Below are 16,100 nucleotides of genomic sequence, written 5' to 3'. Positions count from 1 at the left end.
ACGTCAAATGTCGGCATTTCCACTGCCCCCATCAGGAGACACATGCCCATCGACACCCTCGCCACCTGGCACAGGCTCGTCAAGGAACGCGATGCGGCGGGGCTCGATGCCCTGCTCGACGACGACGCCGTCTTCCATTCGCCGGTGGTGCACAAGCCCCAGGTCGGGAAGGCCATCACGCAGAAGTATCTGGCGGCGGCGTTCCAGGTCTTCTTCAACGAGAGCTTCCGCTATGTGCGCGAACTCAGGTCAGAGCGCGATGCGGTGCTCGAATTCGCGCTCGAGCTGGATGGCATCCAGATCAACGGCGTCGACATGATGAAGTGGAACGACGCAGGCAGGATCACCGAGTTCAAGGTGATGCTGCGCCCGCTGAAGGCCGTGAACCTGATCCACCAGAAGATGGCGGCGCAGCTCCAGCCCCCGCAATCCTGACAGTGCCAATGCGCCCGGCACGCCCAGAGCGTCGAACCAGCGCGGCCCCTTCGCGAGACACCGCGGAACCGGCTCCGCCGGGCCGCAGGTGTCGCCCCCGGCGAGGGGGTTGGCGCAGCGACACGAAGTGCGCGTAGCCTGGGGGAGTGTTTATTCAGCGACGACGTGCAGGCTGCCCTGCACGCTGTACGCCCGCACGCACATCCGGGTCAGCTGCACGAGAAACCGGAACACGGCCGGCTCGCTCAGGCAATCCGGGGTGATCGCCATGATGTCCTTGCGGAACTCCATCAGCCCGTTGCCGGACATCGCCATTTCGGCGGAGGTGCCGTAGTAGTGCTTCCAGAAGTCCTGCAGCGGGCCGCGCTTCACTTCGTCAATCACGAGCGTATAGCCGCGCTCCCAGACCTCCTCGTCCATGGCCAGGCAATCGACGTTGGGGTCCTGCAGACGGGCACCTGGGGGCACCAGGAACACGCGCCGCGTCGCTACCCGCTCAACGGCGGCTTGCTGTGGGCGCATTGCCTGACTCCCCAAGCTCGATTGAAGCGGCTGGCGAGGTGCAAGAAACGGTGAAAGGATGTTCTGCAGCATGGCGTGTGCTTCTCATGATGGGTGCCTCGAGGGAACCAGGAGGTGTGACAGCTGAAAATTCAAACCGCGAGCAGCCGCAGGCGGCTCGCGTTGGAATGGGCCAGGCTCTTTGGCTGGTCCCAGGTTCCATTGGCGTTCAATGTGGTGGTCAGCGCATAGACGCCGGCCGGATACGGCAACTCGAGTGGGTTGTTGATCGCGCTGACGTCGATCACATCGCCTTCCTCGTAGTCGCCATAGGCGATGAAGTAGCGGGGGCGCGGCGAGAAGGCCAGGTTCTGATTGGGGCGTGCCTGCGCCGCATACACCGTGCTGCCTCCCATGGTCACGCCCACGGCAGCCGCGGACCTGCTCGGGACGCTGGCCGACTCGGCGAGATAGAACCGCGACCGATCGGGTCCCGGGATCGGGTTCACGAACCGGTAGGCACGGTCGTAGTCGAGCGTGATCTTGTTGTTCAGGCCGGTCGCGTCGTAGGTTTCCGTGGCGGTGAACTGGGTGCCGGGCTGCAGTTCGCCGGTTTCAGCCCAGGAGAAGCCGGTGTCGACGCTCCACTGGAACTTGACGCGCGAACTCGGGCCCGGGTTCGAGAACTCGGCGAACCAGGCCAGCGACAGCGCATTCGGCGCCCATTGCGTCGGGTCGTTCTGGAACACCATGAAATAAGCCGAATGACTCGCATGGTTGTTGACCGTGACTGAATAGATCATCCCCATGGCAACTCTCTTCCGCAAGTGATGGATCGGGCAGCTGGTGCCGCAACGGCACCGAACTGGACCTCACTCTAGGGATCGCCGGGGGAGAATGAAATTACAGGCGATTACACGCGCTGTGCACCGCCCTGGATCTCGAAGGGATAGTTGCCAAGGCGCACGTTTCCGCGCCGTCGCTCGACCAGCGGCGGCTCGGCCAGCCGGGGCGCCAATGCATTGAGGATCTGGTGCTTCGCCCTGAAGATCTGGATGTTCACGTACGAGGGCTCCACGCCCAGCATGCGCGAGAGTTCGTCCAGCCCGATCCAGCCCTGGCTCTGCGGCGCAACGCCTTTTTGCGCGTCCTGCTGCCGCACGCGGGCGAGCGTGACGAGGGTGTAGTGATGGATGCGTTCGCCGAGCGACACCGATTTGCCGTCCGCCACCAGGCTCAGGCTCGTGTGCTCCTCGTTCTGGCTGACGTTGAAGTGCAGCGAAACCTCCGCCGAGGCCGGCGCCGAGGCTGCTATCGGGTTCTCGGACGTGGACGCCAGGTCGTCGCCCAGCACGAACTCCCAGGTGCTGCCCGAGGTGCGGACCACGGTGCCATCGCTCAGGTACTCGATGCCGCCGATGTGCTCGAGCATCCATTTGCCTTCGTGGAAATACACGTTCACTTCAGGCTGCTGCTCGTCCGGCAGCAGGTTTTCGCGGAGGTTCAGCACCACGGCGGCGCCGCGCCCCTCGCTCGGGAAAAGGCAGGTGGCCGGCGGCGCGAGGTCGTCCGCGATCCAGACCGTTTCATCGCCCACGCCCATGCGGACTTCGGCGCCTGCGGGCAAGACGGTCCAGCGGCCGCCCGGCAGGCGCTCGCCGTTCAACGTGGTGCCGTTGCGGCTCTGGTCGACGATCTCCCATGCGCGGCTGTTCCACCGGACAAGCGCGTGGACCTGCGACACGTCCGGCGCCTTCAGCACCGTCTGGCACGCCGAGGCGCGGCGGCCGAAGGCATGCACGGGCCGCAGCATGGTGGCGCGCCCGTCGAGCTTGTTCCTGAAAATAGCCATCGGTGCATTCTCTCTCGCGAGGTCAGACGTAGAGCGCCTGTGGATTGAGGTCGCCCTCGCTCATCGGAGTGTCGCGCCATCCCATGGCGACGGGCACCTTGTACAGGCGCGGGTTGCCCAGCTCCGGCCAGATGTGGCACAGGCCGGGCACGACCACCTTCACCGTGCACAGCGGGATGTCAGGGCGCGTGTGGTCGAGGACGATGGTCTCCAGGCCGAGGGCAGCGGCAATGCCGACGCAGCGCCTGATTTCTTCGGCGATATCCGTCTGCGCGGCCGGCGCCGGCACGTCGTCGCTCACCTTCGACGGCATGAGAAAGCCGGCGCGCTGCATTGCGAAGGTCTTGCCGGCCGCGATCAGCTGGCTCATTTCCGTGAGCGCGCGTTCGCAGGCCAGCGCGCGGTCGGTGCTGCAGCCGAAGCCGATGGCCCACTCGCCCGTTTGCCCGTGCCGGCCGACGGCAACCGCCACCGGGATGCCGAAGTCATGGGTGATGTCGAGCACCCAGCGCTCCCACTCCGGGCCGCAGGTGCGCTCGACGCGCTGGCGGATTTCGGCGCACAGGCCGCCAAGGTCGATGGCCGGCCTGCGGATTTCGCCGTACCACCAGATGGCGGCGGCATCGCGCTCCACCAGTTCGAGAAAGCCCTGCAGGATGGCTTCCTCGCGCGTGTTCCCGGCGGCGCATCCGTTCGATGTCCAGCTGACGTGGCACTGGCTTGGCACCGGCGCATTCGCGAAGCAGAAGGCCAGCGGCAGGTAGCAGCGGGCATCGGAAGTCAGCGACCAGGCGGGCGTCCACCACGCGGGCTGCCCCGGCGCTGCGGACGAACTCCCCACGGCGTGCGGAGGCTTCTCCGTGTCGAACCGCGCGCGTTGCCGATCGCTGAAGAGCGCCAGCGCCTGCGGCTGGACGCAGCGCGCGTCGAGGTCGGCGGCGAGCGCGACGACCGAGGCCTCGTCGCCCTGGTAGAAGGCGGCGTGGCGTTCGACCGCCTCGCACAAAGCGCTGGCGCGGGACTGCGCCATCGACATGCCTTTGCCGAGGCAGACCTGGGTCAGCGGGCCGGGCAGCGCGTCGCCGCCGGCCGGTGCAGTCCTGAAGATCTCGCTGCGATAGACCGTCAGCGCGTCGTCGGATTCGGCGTTGAGCGGCCGCACCTGCGCGATCACGCCGCACAGCGGACTGACGTGGCGCGCCAGCCGCTCCACCGTGGCCGAGGCAGGCACCGTGCGCCAGCCGCCATCGCGCCGGGCGCTGGGCAGGCCCGGCGCCAGCGCGATGCGTTCGCGTTGCCGCTGCGCCATGAGTCCCGGCGTTCCGCACTGCGGACACTGGGGGCGGCCGAAGACGAAATGCGGCTGCGGCGAATCCAGCGTGCGCACCTGCACATCGGCGTGCGCGACGAGTTGCGTGGCGATGGGGAGCAGTCGATCGAGGCGTTCGCCGACAAGCCCGTCGCCGGCGCGCACGGGCGGGCCGATGACCATGCCGCCGTGGCGGTCCTGCCACCAGGCGCGCGCCGGCCGGTTCCCGAGCCAACGGTGCGCGAGGCAATGCCAGCAAGGGCCGGCCGGCTTCGCGCGCGGCCTGAAGACCGGGCCGGCCATGGCCTGCTCGCCGGTCGGCTTGACCAGCAGCCATGGACGCCCCGAAGCGCGCTGCTGCGCATCGATCACGTCGAGCCGCGGGTCCAGGTAGTCGTCACAGAACACGAGGGTGAGGCCGGCGTCGTCCGCCTCGGCAATCCCCTGCCCCCAGTGCCGTGCCGCGTCGTCGTTCACGGCCTGCGACAGCACGACGATATCGACGTGATCGAAGACGGCCGTGCGCACAGGCTCCGCCGAGAAATCGGGTACGAGGTACGGCTCGCCACCGCCCATCGCGGCGGGTTGCACGAGGCCCTGGCGCGCCAATGCTTCGAGCGCATGCAGCATTTCCGCGAGCGGCGCGGCCGCGCCTTCGCTGCGGCAATGCGCCGCGAGGCTGACGCGCTCGCGCAGCACGCGCTCGAGGGCCATGACGCCCGGCGAGCTGAGCACGAGCAGCTCGTTCTCGCTCAACAGCAGAAGGTTGTCCTTCAGCACGACCGGCGGCAGGTGCTTCTTGTGCCACCGGAAAACGTCGCCGAAGAAATCTGGTGCCGCGGCGCTACGCATCGTCTTGCGGGCCCAGTGCAAGGCGCACGACGGCATAGGGCCAGGCACCTGTCGCGGCCTGGAACGCCGCTTCGAACAGCCGATGCTGTTCGGAGAATTGCGCATAGATGTGGTCTTCGGACAGCACCCGCATCGACGGATGCAGACGCGCGATCTGCACGGCATCTTCGAAGCCACACACCACCGGCAGCCGCATGCCGCCCACCGCCATCGGCTGACGCGCGAGCACCGGATGCACATGGTCGAGCACGACGGTGCACGGCGTCGCGCCGTGCTCGAAGCGCCCGGCCAACCGGCGCAGCAGGGCCTCCAGCGGCGCCTGCGGCAGGTAGGGGCAGACGCCCTCCAGCATCGCGAGCACGGGCCGCTCGCCGGGCAGGCCGGCGGCGTCGAGCCACGCGTCGTCGAGGATCGAGCATGCGAGGTCGGTCTCGCCTTCGCCGCGCGCCATATGCTGCGCCCGCAGGCCGATGGCCTCAGGCAGATCGATGTTCAGCCAGCGGGAGCCTGCCGCCACGGCGGCCCCGAGCCGGCTGCGCCGCGTGCACAGCCCCGCGCCCAGCGTGATGCACAGGCCGTCCGGATGGGTTGCGAGGAACTCGGCCGCGAAACGGTCGAACAGTGCGGCCCTCAGGACCACGCTCCTGACGAATGCCGCGTCCATCGCATAGGCCGAGAGGTCGAAGGGCAGCGATGCCGCGATGCGCTGCGCCTCGGGATCGGAGAACGCCTGCGCATCACCGCGCAGGCGGCTGGCCTCGGCGCGCGCGGCCAGCGTCAGCAGGAGCGTGGCCGTGGCGCCTTGCAGCGCGCCCGTGGCCGGCCCCCGGTCGACCGCGGACTCAGCAGGTGAAGGGATAGGGGTCGCCCGTGTTGTTGTACGAGGTGAGCGCGATCGCCCGCATGCCCTCTTCCACCGGCGCGTTCGGGTAGTTGAGGAGGAGGCCGTTCTTGATCGGCGAGCCGTCGGCATTCTCCAGGTTCCATTCGCCGCGCGCCGTGTCCCATGTGAAGGCGGAATTGGTCGTGAACAGGATCTTGAAATTGAACGGATTGTTGTAGCCCAGCCATTGGCTCAGCACCGGCGCCTTGTCGGTGTCGGGGTCGCGCGTCAGGTCGAAAAGGAACTCCGGCGATTGCCATGCGAGCGCGATCGCGCGCAGCACCAGGCCGCCGAACGCCAGCAGCGAACCTTCGCCGCCGCCGGGGATGCCCAGGCCCGTGGGCAGTGCAGCCTTCATCATGCCGGCGGTGGACGCTTCGGGCGCTTCGAAGGCGACGGCGCCGCCCATGAAGTTCGGGAACACCTGGTAGTAGGCGGCCAGGGCCTCCGCGGCATGCGACGAAGGCGCCTGCGGCAGCACGATGATGAAGGAATCGTCGGGACCGACCCAGCCGGAGGTCAGCATCGGCTTCCATTCGGCGCGCATGTCCGGATCCGGGTTCTGGAAGAGCCTGATGTCGACTTGCGGCCACATCGTCGGCAGGCCGAAGTCGCGGCGCAGCATGGGCTGGATGTCCTGCTGGTCGAGCAGTTCGCGGCGGTAGGCATCGTCCTGCCACGATCGGGCAACGCCTCGGAGATAGGCAAGGCGGAATTCGAGCAGCGGTTCGGCGCTTTGGCGTTGAGGGGTCATGGTCACTTCATCCTTGGTTCAAGAAACAGATGCATGCAGGGGCATGCGTGCAGACAACTCCGACCGCAGGCCGGCCAGTTCCTCCAGGCGTGCGGCCACGTCGGGGCTTTCTGGTGCCAGCGCCTGCAACGCCGCCAGGGCCTCGTACTCGGTCCTGTGCTTGGCCCCCTCGCGCGCCACGTCGGCGGCCTGCGCGAAGCACGCAGCCACCGCCTCACGCTCACCGCCGGAGGCCTGCAGGTAGCGGGCCTTCTGCAGATGGAGCTCGGATCTGTAGAGCCCTTCCTTGAGCTCATCCGCCATGCGCAGGCACTCGTCGATGCGCTCGAGCGCTTCGCTCCAGCGCTGGTTGGCGGCCAGCGTGTCGGCGGCGAAGGCGCGGTAGTAGGTCTGGCAATAGCGGCAGCCCATGCCCCACAGCGCCTGCACCCAGGCGTCGGCTTGCGCGATGCTGTCGACGTCGCCGGTGGCCCAGCAGCGGATGATTTCCGCATACCCCTGGAACGCCGGCAGGCCATAGCGCGCGGTGATGCCGAGCAGTTCGCCCGTGCTGACCAGCGCCCGCGCCTTGTCGTTGCGGGCCTGGTGGCCCAGGCTCTGGTACAGCAGGGCCATGCTCAGCGACGGAATGTGCGACATCTCCCGCGCCCACCGGACGGCGTTCGCGGCGTCGGTGCGGGCGGCCGCGTCGTGGCCCGCGAACCAGCGCACCAGCGCGCGCCCCGTGGTGGCCCATACGCGGGTGTCGAAGCCGAAGTCGGCGGCATGGTGCGCGTGCGCTTCGGGGCTGTAGCGCTCGATGGCGTCGGTCAGCGACTGCTCGCCGAGTTCGAACTGGCCGTCGGAATAGTGCGCGAGCCCAAGATAGGTCTGTGCCGCCACGAACACGCCCTGGTCCTGCTGCTGCACGGCATGGTCGAGCAGCCGCTGGCTCAGCCGCTGCACCTCGGCGCGGTTGCTCGCGACGTGGTGGAAGGTGATCAGCGTCCACAGGTGCTGCACCTGCTTCTCGCGGGGCACGTTGTCGTCGAGCAGTTCCTGCGACAGGGCGATGCGGTCCACCACCTGCGCATGCGCCCAGCCGTACTTGTTCATCATCGCCTGCGTGACATAGCTGTTCACGTCGAGGCGCGCCTCGCGCTGCGCGGCGCCATCCAGGCGTGCCATCCAGCCGTCGATGTGCTGGGCGTAGGAAATGGTTTCGTCGTTCAGCGAGCGGTGCTGGGTAATGCGCAGCTGCTGCACCGCCAGCGCCATGGCCTGCGCGTGCTCGCCCGCATCCGCCCAGTGCTGGGCCACGCTGCCCGGCTCGTCCGCCACGCGCTGCGGCTGGCTGTCCAGCAGCGTCTGCGCCACGTTGCGGTGTTGCTGCTGGCGCTGCGCGACGAGCATGCATTCGTAGGCGGTGTCGCGGATCAGCGCGTGGCGGAAGATGAAGGCGCCCGGCGGCCCGGCCGGCGCCACGAGGCCCGCGTCGAGCAGCACAGCCATGTCCTTGTCCATGGCTTCGGGAGGCTTGCCCGAACAGGCGCACAGCAGCTCGGCATCGAACTGCCGCCCGATGGTGGCGGCCAGCTGCAGCAGGCCCTTGACGGGGCCCAGCCGGTCGAAGCGGCTGACCAGCGAGTCGCGCAGCGTGACTGGAATGGCCGCCGGCTGCGCTGTGTCCTTGAAGACCCAGACGCCGTCCTTCTCCACCAGGTAGGCATCGAGCAGCATGCGCGCCATTTCCTGGATGAACAGCGGCACGCCGTCGGTGCGCGCGACCACGTTGTCGATCACCTGCGGCGCGGCGACCCTCGGCGCCAGCGCCTGCCGGGCCAGCTCGGCCGCCTGCGCGTCTTCCAGACGGCGCACCTCGATGCACGCCGCCTGCAGTTCCGGCGGCTTCTCCCATTCCGGCCGCGCGGTCAGCACCAGCAGTACGCGCCGCTGCGGCAGCTGCGCAACCAGCTGCTCGAGAAACTCGATGCTCGTGGGGTCGGCCCAATGCACGTCCTCGAGCAGGAGCAGCAGCGGCGCCGCCTCGGCCATGTGCAGCAGCCACTGCGCGATCGACTGCAGCAACAGCGCCTTCTGCATCGGGGGAGACATCTGGCTGGGCGCGCTGTCGCCCAGCGGCAGGGAAAGCCATGCGCAGAAGATCGGCAGCACCACCTCGCCGTCGCAGCCGGCCGCATGCAGGGCCTCGCGCAGCCGCTCGCGCCGGGCGTCTGGCGTGGCGGCGTCGGGCGCTGCGTCGAGCCGCTGGCGCAGCAGTGCCAGGAACGGCGTCAGCGCGTTGTTCTGACTTTCGGGCTGGCACTGCGCACTGACGGTCTGCCAGCCTTCCTGCGCCACTTGCTCGCGCAACATGTCGGCGAGACACGACTTGCCGATGCCGGGCTCGCCGCGAATCCACACCGCGCCGCCTTGGCCTTGCCGGGCCTGGGCCCACGCCTCGCGCAGCTGCTGCAGTTCGGACTCGCGGCCGATGCACGCCTCGTGCAGTGCCTGTTCCGCCGACTCGTGCAGCATGGACGCCTGCCGCTTGCTGCTGAGGCAATAGGTCTGGATGCCGCCGGACTGCCCCGGCAGGGCCACGCTGCCGGCCTTGTCGAAGCGCGCGTGGCGGCCCAGCAGCCGGTAGCTGCTTTCGCTCGCGAGCAGCGTGCCGGTTTCGGCAACGCCCTCGAGCCGCACCGCAACGTTGACGGCATGGCCCGACGGGATTTCTCCGGCGGCCACCACCGCCATGCCGGTGTGCATGCCCATGCGGATACCCAGATGAACGCCGTGCGCCTGCTCGATGGCGGCCGAGCGCTGGCGGCTCAATGCAATCAACTCCAGCGCCGTCATGCCGGCCTGCCGCGCGTCGGTGTCGCTGGCGTGCGGATAGCCGAACAGCACGATCATCCGGTCGCCCAGCGTGCCCGCCAGCAATCCGCCGCGCCGCGTGGCGGTCTCCGCGAACAGGGTGAGCTCGTTGCGCTGCAGCAGCTCCAGTTTTTCGATGTCCGAGGGCAAGGCATCGTCGGCGCCCTCGGCGTCGGCGTCCGGCCAGACCGAGACGCTGCAGCACAGCACCGTGAGCTGCCGCTTCTCGGAGAAGCCGCGCGTCGTCACCACGGTATGGGCCAGCGCCTCGTCCTGCGCCTGCTTGGCCGAGCGCAGCACGCCCACGAGGTCGTCCAGCCGCAGGCGCCCGAGTTCGGCCAGCAGCGTGGCCGCGGAATCGCAGCGGTCGGCGGCCTTCTTCCTCAATGCCTGCCGTAGCACGGAGGCCACCGGATGGCTGGCGATTTCCGAGGGCAGCGGCACTTCCTGCGGGCTCAGTTGCTGATGAAGAATCTCCGCCGCCGATGCGCCGCGGATGGCGGGCACGCCGGTCAGGCATTCGATGAACATCAGGCCCCAGGCATACAGATCGGACTTGACGCCGGGCGGTTCGCCGCGCAGCTGCTCGGGTGCGCTGTAGGCCGGCGTGCCCAGGGACTCTTCCGTCATCGTGAGCGTCAGGAATTCGGCGCCCCTGTTCGTGGGAATGACGGTGCTGATGCCGAAGTCCAGCACCTTCGCATGCGGGACGGCGCCGGTGAACGTGACCATCACGTTGTCCGGCTTCAGGTCGCGATGCACGATGCCCGCGGCATGCGCGCAGTCCAGCGCATCCAGCACTTCCGCCATGAGGTGGGCGGTTTCGGGGGCGGTCAAAGCGCCCTTGCGCCGGATCAGGCTGGTGAGCGTTTCTCCCGGCACGTACTCGAAGACGCCATAGACGCAGGCGCCCTGCTCGCCCTTGTCGAGCAGCTGAACGATGTGCGGATGGTGCAGCGCGGCACAGAGCTTGGTCTCGCGGTGGAAACGCGCAACGCGCTGGCTGCCGACCTGCAGCTTGACGACCTTGATCGCGACCACGGTGCCCGTGCGCTGCTGCAGCGCACGATAGACGGTGCCGTAGCCGCCTGCGCCCAGCTCCTCCAACAGGTCGTAGCCCGGAATCTCCAGCGGTTCCGGCAATTGCGGTTGCAACGCTGCGTGCGTGGGGTTGGTGGCGACATCCTGCATTTCAGCCTCGTCGTGATGGAACGTTGATGGTCCTCCGGGACCTGCCTCGGCCGCGTCCCGCGCTGCGACGGTACGCAATAGTGACACTAATTGTTACTGTAGCGGACACAAAGACTTTTCAGGCGGGCAACACTCCAAAAAAAGAAAACCCGCAACAAGTGCGGGTTGTTAGAACTTTTCGGTGTATATGCTGCCGCCCGGCGCAGCCCGGGCCCCTTCGCGAACACCGCGGAACCGGCTTTGCCGGGCCGCAGGTGTTGCCCCCGGTAGGGGGAAGGCGCAGCGACACGAAGTGCGCGCAGCCTGGGGGCGAGCCTATTTCTTGTCGCCGCCCGGCACCTTGCCTTCGACGCCCTTGACGTAGAAGTTCACGCCCGAGAGGAACTTGTCGTCGGCCACCGCGTCCTTGGCGACCAGTTCCTTGCCGTCCTGGCCGACGATCGGGCCCTTCCAGATCACGAAGCTGCCGTCCTTCAGGCCCTTCTTCACTGCCTCGACCTTGGCCTTGGTTTCGGCCGGCACGTCATCGGCGATCGACACGAGGTCGATGGCGCCTTCCTTCACGCCCCACCAGCTCTGGCCGGTGGTCCACTTGCCGTCCAGGGCTTCCTGGGTGGCCTTGATGTAGTACGGGGCCCAGTTGATGGTGGCCGAGGCCAGATGGGCCTTGGGACCGTAGGCGGTCATGTCGGAGTCCCAGCCGAAGGCGCGCTTGCCCTTCTCTTGCGCGGTCTTGAGCACGGCCGGCGAGTCGGTGTTCTGGAACAGCACGTCGGCGCCGCCGTTGATGAGCGCGGTGGCGGCTTCGGTTTCCTTCGGCGGGCTGAACCACTCGTTGACCCACACCACCTTGGTCGTGATCTTCGGGTTGACCGACTGCGCGCCCAGCGTGAAGCTGTTGATGTTGCGCAGCACTTCGGGAATCGGCACCGAGCCGACCACGCCCAGCGTGTTGCTCTTGGTCATGGCGCCGGCGATCACGCCGGCCATGTACGCGCCCTCGTACGTGCGGCTGTCGTAGGTGCGCATGTTGTCGGAAGTCTTGTAGCCGGTGGCGTGCTCGAACTTCACGTCCTTGCTGTCGGCCGCGACCTTGAGCATGGGCTCCATGTAGCCGAAGGTGGTGCCGAAGATCAGCTTGTTGCCCTGGCTCACCATGTCGCGGAACACGCGCTCGGCGTCGGCGCCCTCGGGCACGCTTTCGACGAAGGTGGTCTTGATCTTGTCGCCGAATTCCTTTTCGAGCGCCTTGCGCGCGTTGTCGTGCGCGAAGGTCCAGCCGCCGTCGCCCACGGGTCCGACATAGGCGAATGCGATGTTCAGCGGCGCTGCCGGAGCCGGTGCGGCAGCGGCGGGTGCCGGGGCCGGCGGGGGCGCTGGGGCCGGTGCTGCCGCTTCTTCTTTCTTGCCGCAGCCGATCAGGGCCGCCGAAGCGACCGCCGTGAGGGCGGCCAGCTTGAGCAGGGAGCGCTTGTTCAGATCATTCATTGTCGGAAATCCTCAAAAGGACAGGTTGGCGGAAAAACGAAACACGATTATGAGCCGGGGTAGAACGGTTTCCCGATGGAGGCCGGCATGTTGGCGCGAATGAACGCCGGGTTGCGCGAGATCAGCGCCAGCACCACGATGGGCGCGATGTACTGCAGCATGCTGAGGAACTGCGCCGGGACGTCGACGCCGCTGCTCTGCAGGTGAAAGCCCAGCATCGACACGCCGCCGAACAGATAGGCGCCCAGCAGCACGCGCACCGGCCGCCAAGTGGCGAAGGTGGTGAGCGCCAGCGCGATCCAGCCGCGCCCTGCCACCATGCCCTCGACCCACAGCGGGGTGTACACGGTCGAGAGGTAGGCGCCCGCGAGTCCGCACAGCGCGCCGCCCGCAATCACCGCCATGAAGCGGATGCGCCGCACCGGATAGCCCAGCGCATGCGCCGACTCGGGCGACTCGCCGACCGAGCGCAGCACCAGGCCGGCACGCGTGCGGTAGAGAAACCAGATCAGCGCGACGGTCAGCACCACCGCGAAATACACCATCGGGTGATGGCGGAACAGCGCCGGGCCGACGAGCGGGATGTCACCCAGCACGGGGATGGCGTAGCTCACGCTCGCGGGCAGCTTGGCCTGCACGAAGTTGATGCCGGCAAAGGCCGAGAAGCCGACGCCGAACAGGCTGAGCGCGAGGCCGGTCGCGTACTGGTTGGTGTTGAGCCAGATCACCAGCACGCCGAAGAATGCCGAGAGCAGCGCGCCGGCCGCCATGCCGGCGAGGAAGCCGAGCCAGGGGTTGTGCGTGGTGACCACCGTCGCGAAGCCGGCGATGGCGGCGCAGAGCATCAGGCCCTCGGCGCCGAGGTTGACGATGCCGGCCTTCTCGTTGATCAACAGGCCCAGCGCCGCGATGGCGAGGACCGTTCCGGCGCTCAGGGTGGAGCCCAGGAGGAGTGCGTAGCTGTCCATGTCAGTTGCTCCGGCGCGGGTTGCTTGTGTTCGAGGGCTGTTGTTCGGGGCGTGTGCTCAGGGCACCGGGTACTCCCCTCCGCGAATGTCCCCCGCCTTCGGCTCCTCCTTTATTTCGCTGCGGGGAGCACCCGGTGCCCTGAGCACGATGGGCGCGGCTGTGGTGCGGGCCGATCAACGACGGCTCTGTCCAACGCTCACGCCGGCGGGGTGCCTTGCGCAGCGAAATAAAGGAGGAGGCCGCAGGCCGGGGGACATTCGCGGAGCAAGGTACCCCGTCGGCGTGAGCGCCCCACGACACACGCGGCACTCGAATCGAAGCCAAGGCCTTCATTCAAAGCGCTCCTTCGCTCGGCCGCGCGACAGGCGCAGTGAGCGGTGTGCTCGCCTGCAGCGAACTTGTCGTCAAGCCAGCAGCCTTGACAGCCGCCTTGCGGCGAATGCGATAGGCAATGAGCGTGTCGCATGCCAGCAGCGTGAAGAGCAAGAGCCCCTGGAACACACCGGTCAACGACTTCGGCAGGCCGAGCCGCGACTGCGCCAGTTCGCCGCCGATGTAGAACATGCTCATGAGGAGGGCCGAGAAGATCATGCCCACCGGATGCAGCCGCCCGACGAAGGCCACGATGATCGCCGCGAAGCCGTAGCCCGCCGGCACGTAGGGCGTGAGCTGGCCGAGCGGCCCCGCCACTTCGAGCGCACCTGCGAGGCCGGCCGCGCCGCCCGAGGTCAGCAGCGCGATCCACACCGCGCGCCGCGCCGAGAAGCCCGCATAGCGCGAGGCCGCCGGCGCCAAGCCGCCGACCTGCTGCGCGAAGCCCGCGCGCGTGCGGAACAGGAACACCCACAGCGCCCCCGCACCCACCAGCGCGATGACCAGCCCGATGCTCACGCGCGAGCCCTTGAACAGGCGCGGAATCTGCGTGACCGCCTCGAAGGTCTTGGTCTGCGGGAAGTTGTAGCCGTTCGGATCCTTCCACGGCCCATAGACCATGTAGCCCAGCAGCAGCGTCGCCACGTAGACCAGCATCAGGCTCACCAGGATCTCGTTGGCGTTGCACTTGTCGCGCAGGAACGCGACTATGCCCGCCCACACCATGCCGCCGAGGACGCCCGCGACCAGGATGGCGGCCACGATCCACTGGCCGGTGGTCTTGTCGGCCAGCAGCGCAACGCCACCGGCCGCAATGGCGCCGAACACGAACTGCCCTTCGGCGCCGATGTTCCACACGTTCGAGCGGAAGCACACGGCCAGCCCCAGCGCAATGATCAGCAGCGGCGTGGCCTTGACCATCAGCTCGCCGATGGCGTAGCCGCTCTTGATGGGTTCGTAGAAGAAAACCAGCAGGCCCTTGACCGGGTCCTTGCCGAGTGCCGCGAACAGCGCCACGCCGATCAGCACGGTGATCGCCAGCGCCAGGATCGGCGAGGCATAGCTCCAGAAGCGCGAAAGCTCCGGACGGGGTTCGAGCTTAAACATGGGCCGCCTCCTTCTTCCACAGGCCGCTCATCCATTCGCCGATCTGCGGCAGCGTGGCGGCCGCGCGGTCGATGGAGGGCGACAGCCGGCCCTTGGCGATCACGTGCAGCCGGTCGCAGATGTTGAACAGCTCGTCGAGCTCCTCGCTGATCACCAGCACCGCACAGCCGGCATCGCGCAGCGCGAGGATCTCGGCATGGATCAGTGCGGCCGCGCCCACGTCCACGCCCCAGGTCGGCTGCGAGACGATGAAGAGCTTCGGGTTGGCGTCGATCTCGCGCCCGACGATGAATTTCTGCAGGTTGCCGCCCGACAGCGACCGCGCCGCCGCGCGCGGGCCGCCGGCCTTGACCTTGAAGCGCTCGATGATGGCTTTCGCCTGCCGCTCGAGCGCGCCGGTGCGGATCCATCCGCCCCGGCCCACCGCATCGCCGCGCGTGAGCAGCAGGTTGTGCGCGAGTCCCAGCGTAGGCACCGCGCCGCGGCCCAGCCGTTCCTCGGGCACGAAGTGCAGGCCGAGCGCGCGGCGCGCGCGCGGGCGCAGCCGGCCGGCGGGCTGGTCGAACACCCGGACCATCGGCGCCTCGGCGCGCACGTCCTCGCCCGACAGCGTGTAGAGCAGCTCCCGCTGGCCGTTGCCGGAGACACCGGCGATGCCGACCACCTCACCCGCGCGGACCTCGAACGAAATGCCCTCGAGGTCCATGCCGAACTGGTCTTCGCGCGCCAGCGTCAGCCCGTCGACGCGCAGCGCCACCGCGCCCGCATGCACCGGCCGGTGCTGCAGCGGCGGCGGCTCGCTGCCGATCATCAACCGCGACAGCGACTGCGTGCTTTCGTTCTGCGGATTGCACACGCCCGTGACCTTGCCGCCGCGCAGCACGGTGCACGCGCTGCACAGCTCCTGGATCTCGTGCAGCTTGTGGCTGATGTAGAGAATGCTGCAGCCCTCGGACGACAGCTTCTTCAGCACGGCGAACAGCTTGATGACCGCCTGCGGCGTCAGCACCGAGGTCGGCTCGTCGAGGATCAGCAGCTTGGGGTTGGTGAGCAGCGCGCGGATGATTTCGACCCGCTGCATCTCGCCCACCGACAGCGTGTGCACCGGTCGCGCCGGGTCGATGTCGAGCCCGTATTCGCTCGCCTTGGCCGTGATGCTGCGCGCCACCTCGGCCAGTTGCAGCGACTTGTCGAGTCCCAGCCAGACGTTCTCGGCCACCGTGAGCGTATCGAACAGGCTGAAGTGCTGGAACACCATGCTGATGCCCAGCGCCCTCGCCTGCTGCGGGTTGCGCAGGTTCACGGCCTGGCCGTCGAACATGACGGTGCCTTCGTCGGGCTTGACCGAGCCGTAGATGATCTTCATCAGGGTCGATTTGCCGGCACCGTTCTCGCCGAGCACGGCGTGGATCTCGCCGGGCTGCACGGCCAGGGAAATGTCGCTGTTGGCGACCACCGCGGGATATCGCTTGGTGATGTTCGCCAGTTGGAGTCTTGGGGTTGTCATGCCGGGTTTCGTGGATTTTTGTCT

At 67.9% G+C, this 16,100-nt stretch carries 12 protein-coding genes; 1 reads left to right on the top strand and 11 read right to left on the bottom strand.

Going from position 1 to position 16,100, the window contains the following annotated elements:
- Window positions 1-42: 42 nt before the first annotated feature.
- Entirely contained in the window at window positions 43-435 is a 393-nt protein-coding gene (locus ASD05_RS07035; RefSeq protein WP_056589600.1) for a nuclear transport factor 2 family protein, read from the top strand.
- Between the two features lie 150 nt (window positions 436-585).
- Here ASD05_RS07035 and ASD05_RS07030 read toward each other — a convergent pair whose 3' ends face one another.
- From ASD05_RS07030 to ASD05_RS06980, 11 genes are all read right to left on the bottom strand, one after another.
- Window positions 586-1,029, bottom strand: a complete 444-nt coding sequence (locus ASD05_RS07030; protein ID WP_235507889.1) for a hypothetical protein — start codon at window positions 1,027-1,029, stop codon at window positions 586-588.
- A gap of 59 nt (window positions 1,030-1,088) precedes the next feature.
- The gene (locus tag ASD05_RS07025; RefSeq protein WP_235507888.1) at window positions 1,089-1,739 is read right to left on the bottom strand and encodes a hypothetical protein; all 651 of its coding nucleotides are present in this window, start codon (window positions 1,737-1,739) and stop codon (window positions 1,089-1,091) included.
- 110 nt (window positions 1,740-1,849) lie between these two features.
- Window positions 1,850-2,788, bottom strand: coding sequence for an FHA domain-containing protein (locus ASD05_RS07020; RefSeq protein WP_056589595.1), 939 nt, complete (start codon window positions 2,786-2,788; stop codon window positions 1,850-1,852).
- A 22-nt stretch (window positions 2,789-2,810) separates the two neighbouring features.
- Window positions 2,811-4,949: a TOMM precursor leader peptide-binding protein gene (locus ASD05_RS07015; protein WP_235507887.1), complete on the bottom strand. Its 2,139-nt coding sequence runs from the start codon at window positions 4,947-4,949 to the stop codon at window positions 2,811-2,813.
- Window positions 4,942-5,724 carry a class I SAM-dependent methyltransferase gene (locus ASD05_RS07010; RefSeq protein ID WP_157610044.1) on the bottom strand — a complete coding sequence of 261 codons (783 nt, stop codon included), beginning with the start codon at window positions 5,722-5,724 and terminating at the stop codon, window positions 4,942-4,944. The genes ASD05_RS07015 and ASD05_RS07010 overlap by 8 nt, the downstream gene beginning before the upstream one ends.
- A 67-nt stretch (window positions 5,725-5,791) precedes the next feature.
- Window positions 5,792-6,586: a BMA_0021/BMA_0022 family TOMM bacteriocin gene (locus ASD05_RS07005; protein ID WP_056589588.1), complete on the bottom strand. Its 795-nt coding sequence runs from the start codon at window positions 6,584-6,586 to the stop codon at window positions 5,792-5,794.
- 18 nt (window positions 6,587-6,604) lie between these two features.
- On the bottom strand, window positions 6,605-10,633 hold the full coding sequence (locus tag ASD05_RS07000; RefSeq protein WP_056589585.1) for a TOMM system kinase/cyclase fusion protein: 4,029 nt from the start codon (window positions 10,631-10,633) through the stop codon (window positions 6,605-6,607).
- Between the two features lie 315 nt (window positions 10,634-10,948).
- Entirely contained in the window at window positions 10,949-12,121 is a 1,173-nt protein-coding gene (locus tag ASD05_RS06995; protein ID WP_056589582.1) for a BMP family ABC transporter substrate-binding protein, read from the bottom strand.
- Window positions 12,122-12,168: 47 nt separating this feature from the next.
- Window positions 12,169-13,089, bottom strand: coding sequence for an ABC transporter permease (locus ASD05_RS06990; protein WP_007839100.1), 921 nt, complete (start codon window positions 13,087-13,089; stop codon window positions 12,169-12,171).
- 334 nt (window positions 13,090-13,423) lie between these two features.
- A complete protein-coding gene (locus ASD05_RS06985) occupies window positions 13,424-14,569 on the bottom strand; it encodes an ABC transporter permease (protein ID WP_056589579.1) in 1,146 nt (381 codons plus the stop codon).
- Window positions 14,562-16,076 carry an ABC transporter ATP-binding protein gene (locus ASD05_RS06980; protein ID WP_056589573.1) on the bottom strand — a complete coding sequence of 505 codons (1,515 nt, stop codon included), beginning with the start codon at window positions 16,074-16,076 and terminating at the stop codon, window positions 14,562-14,564. The genes ASD05_RS06985 and ASD05_RS06980 overlap by 8 nt, the downstream gene beginning before the upstream one ends.
- Between the last annotated feature and the right edge of the window lie 24 nt (window positions 16,077-16,100).

Origin of the sequence: Variovorax sp. Root434, assembly GCF_001426595.1 — a bacterium.
Lineage (GTDB): Bacteria > Pseudomonadota > Gammaproteobacteria > Burkholderiales > Burkholderiaceae_C > Variovorax.
This window is presented reverse-complemented; position numbering and strand designations above follow the sequence as displayed.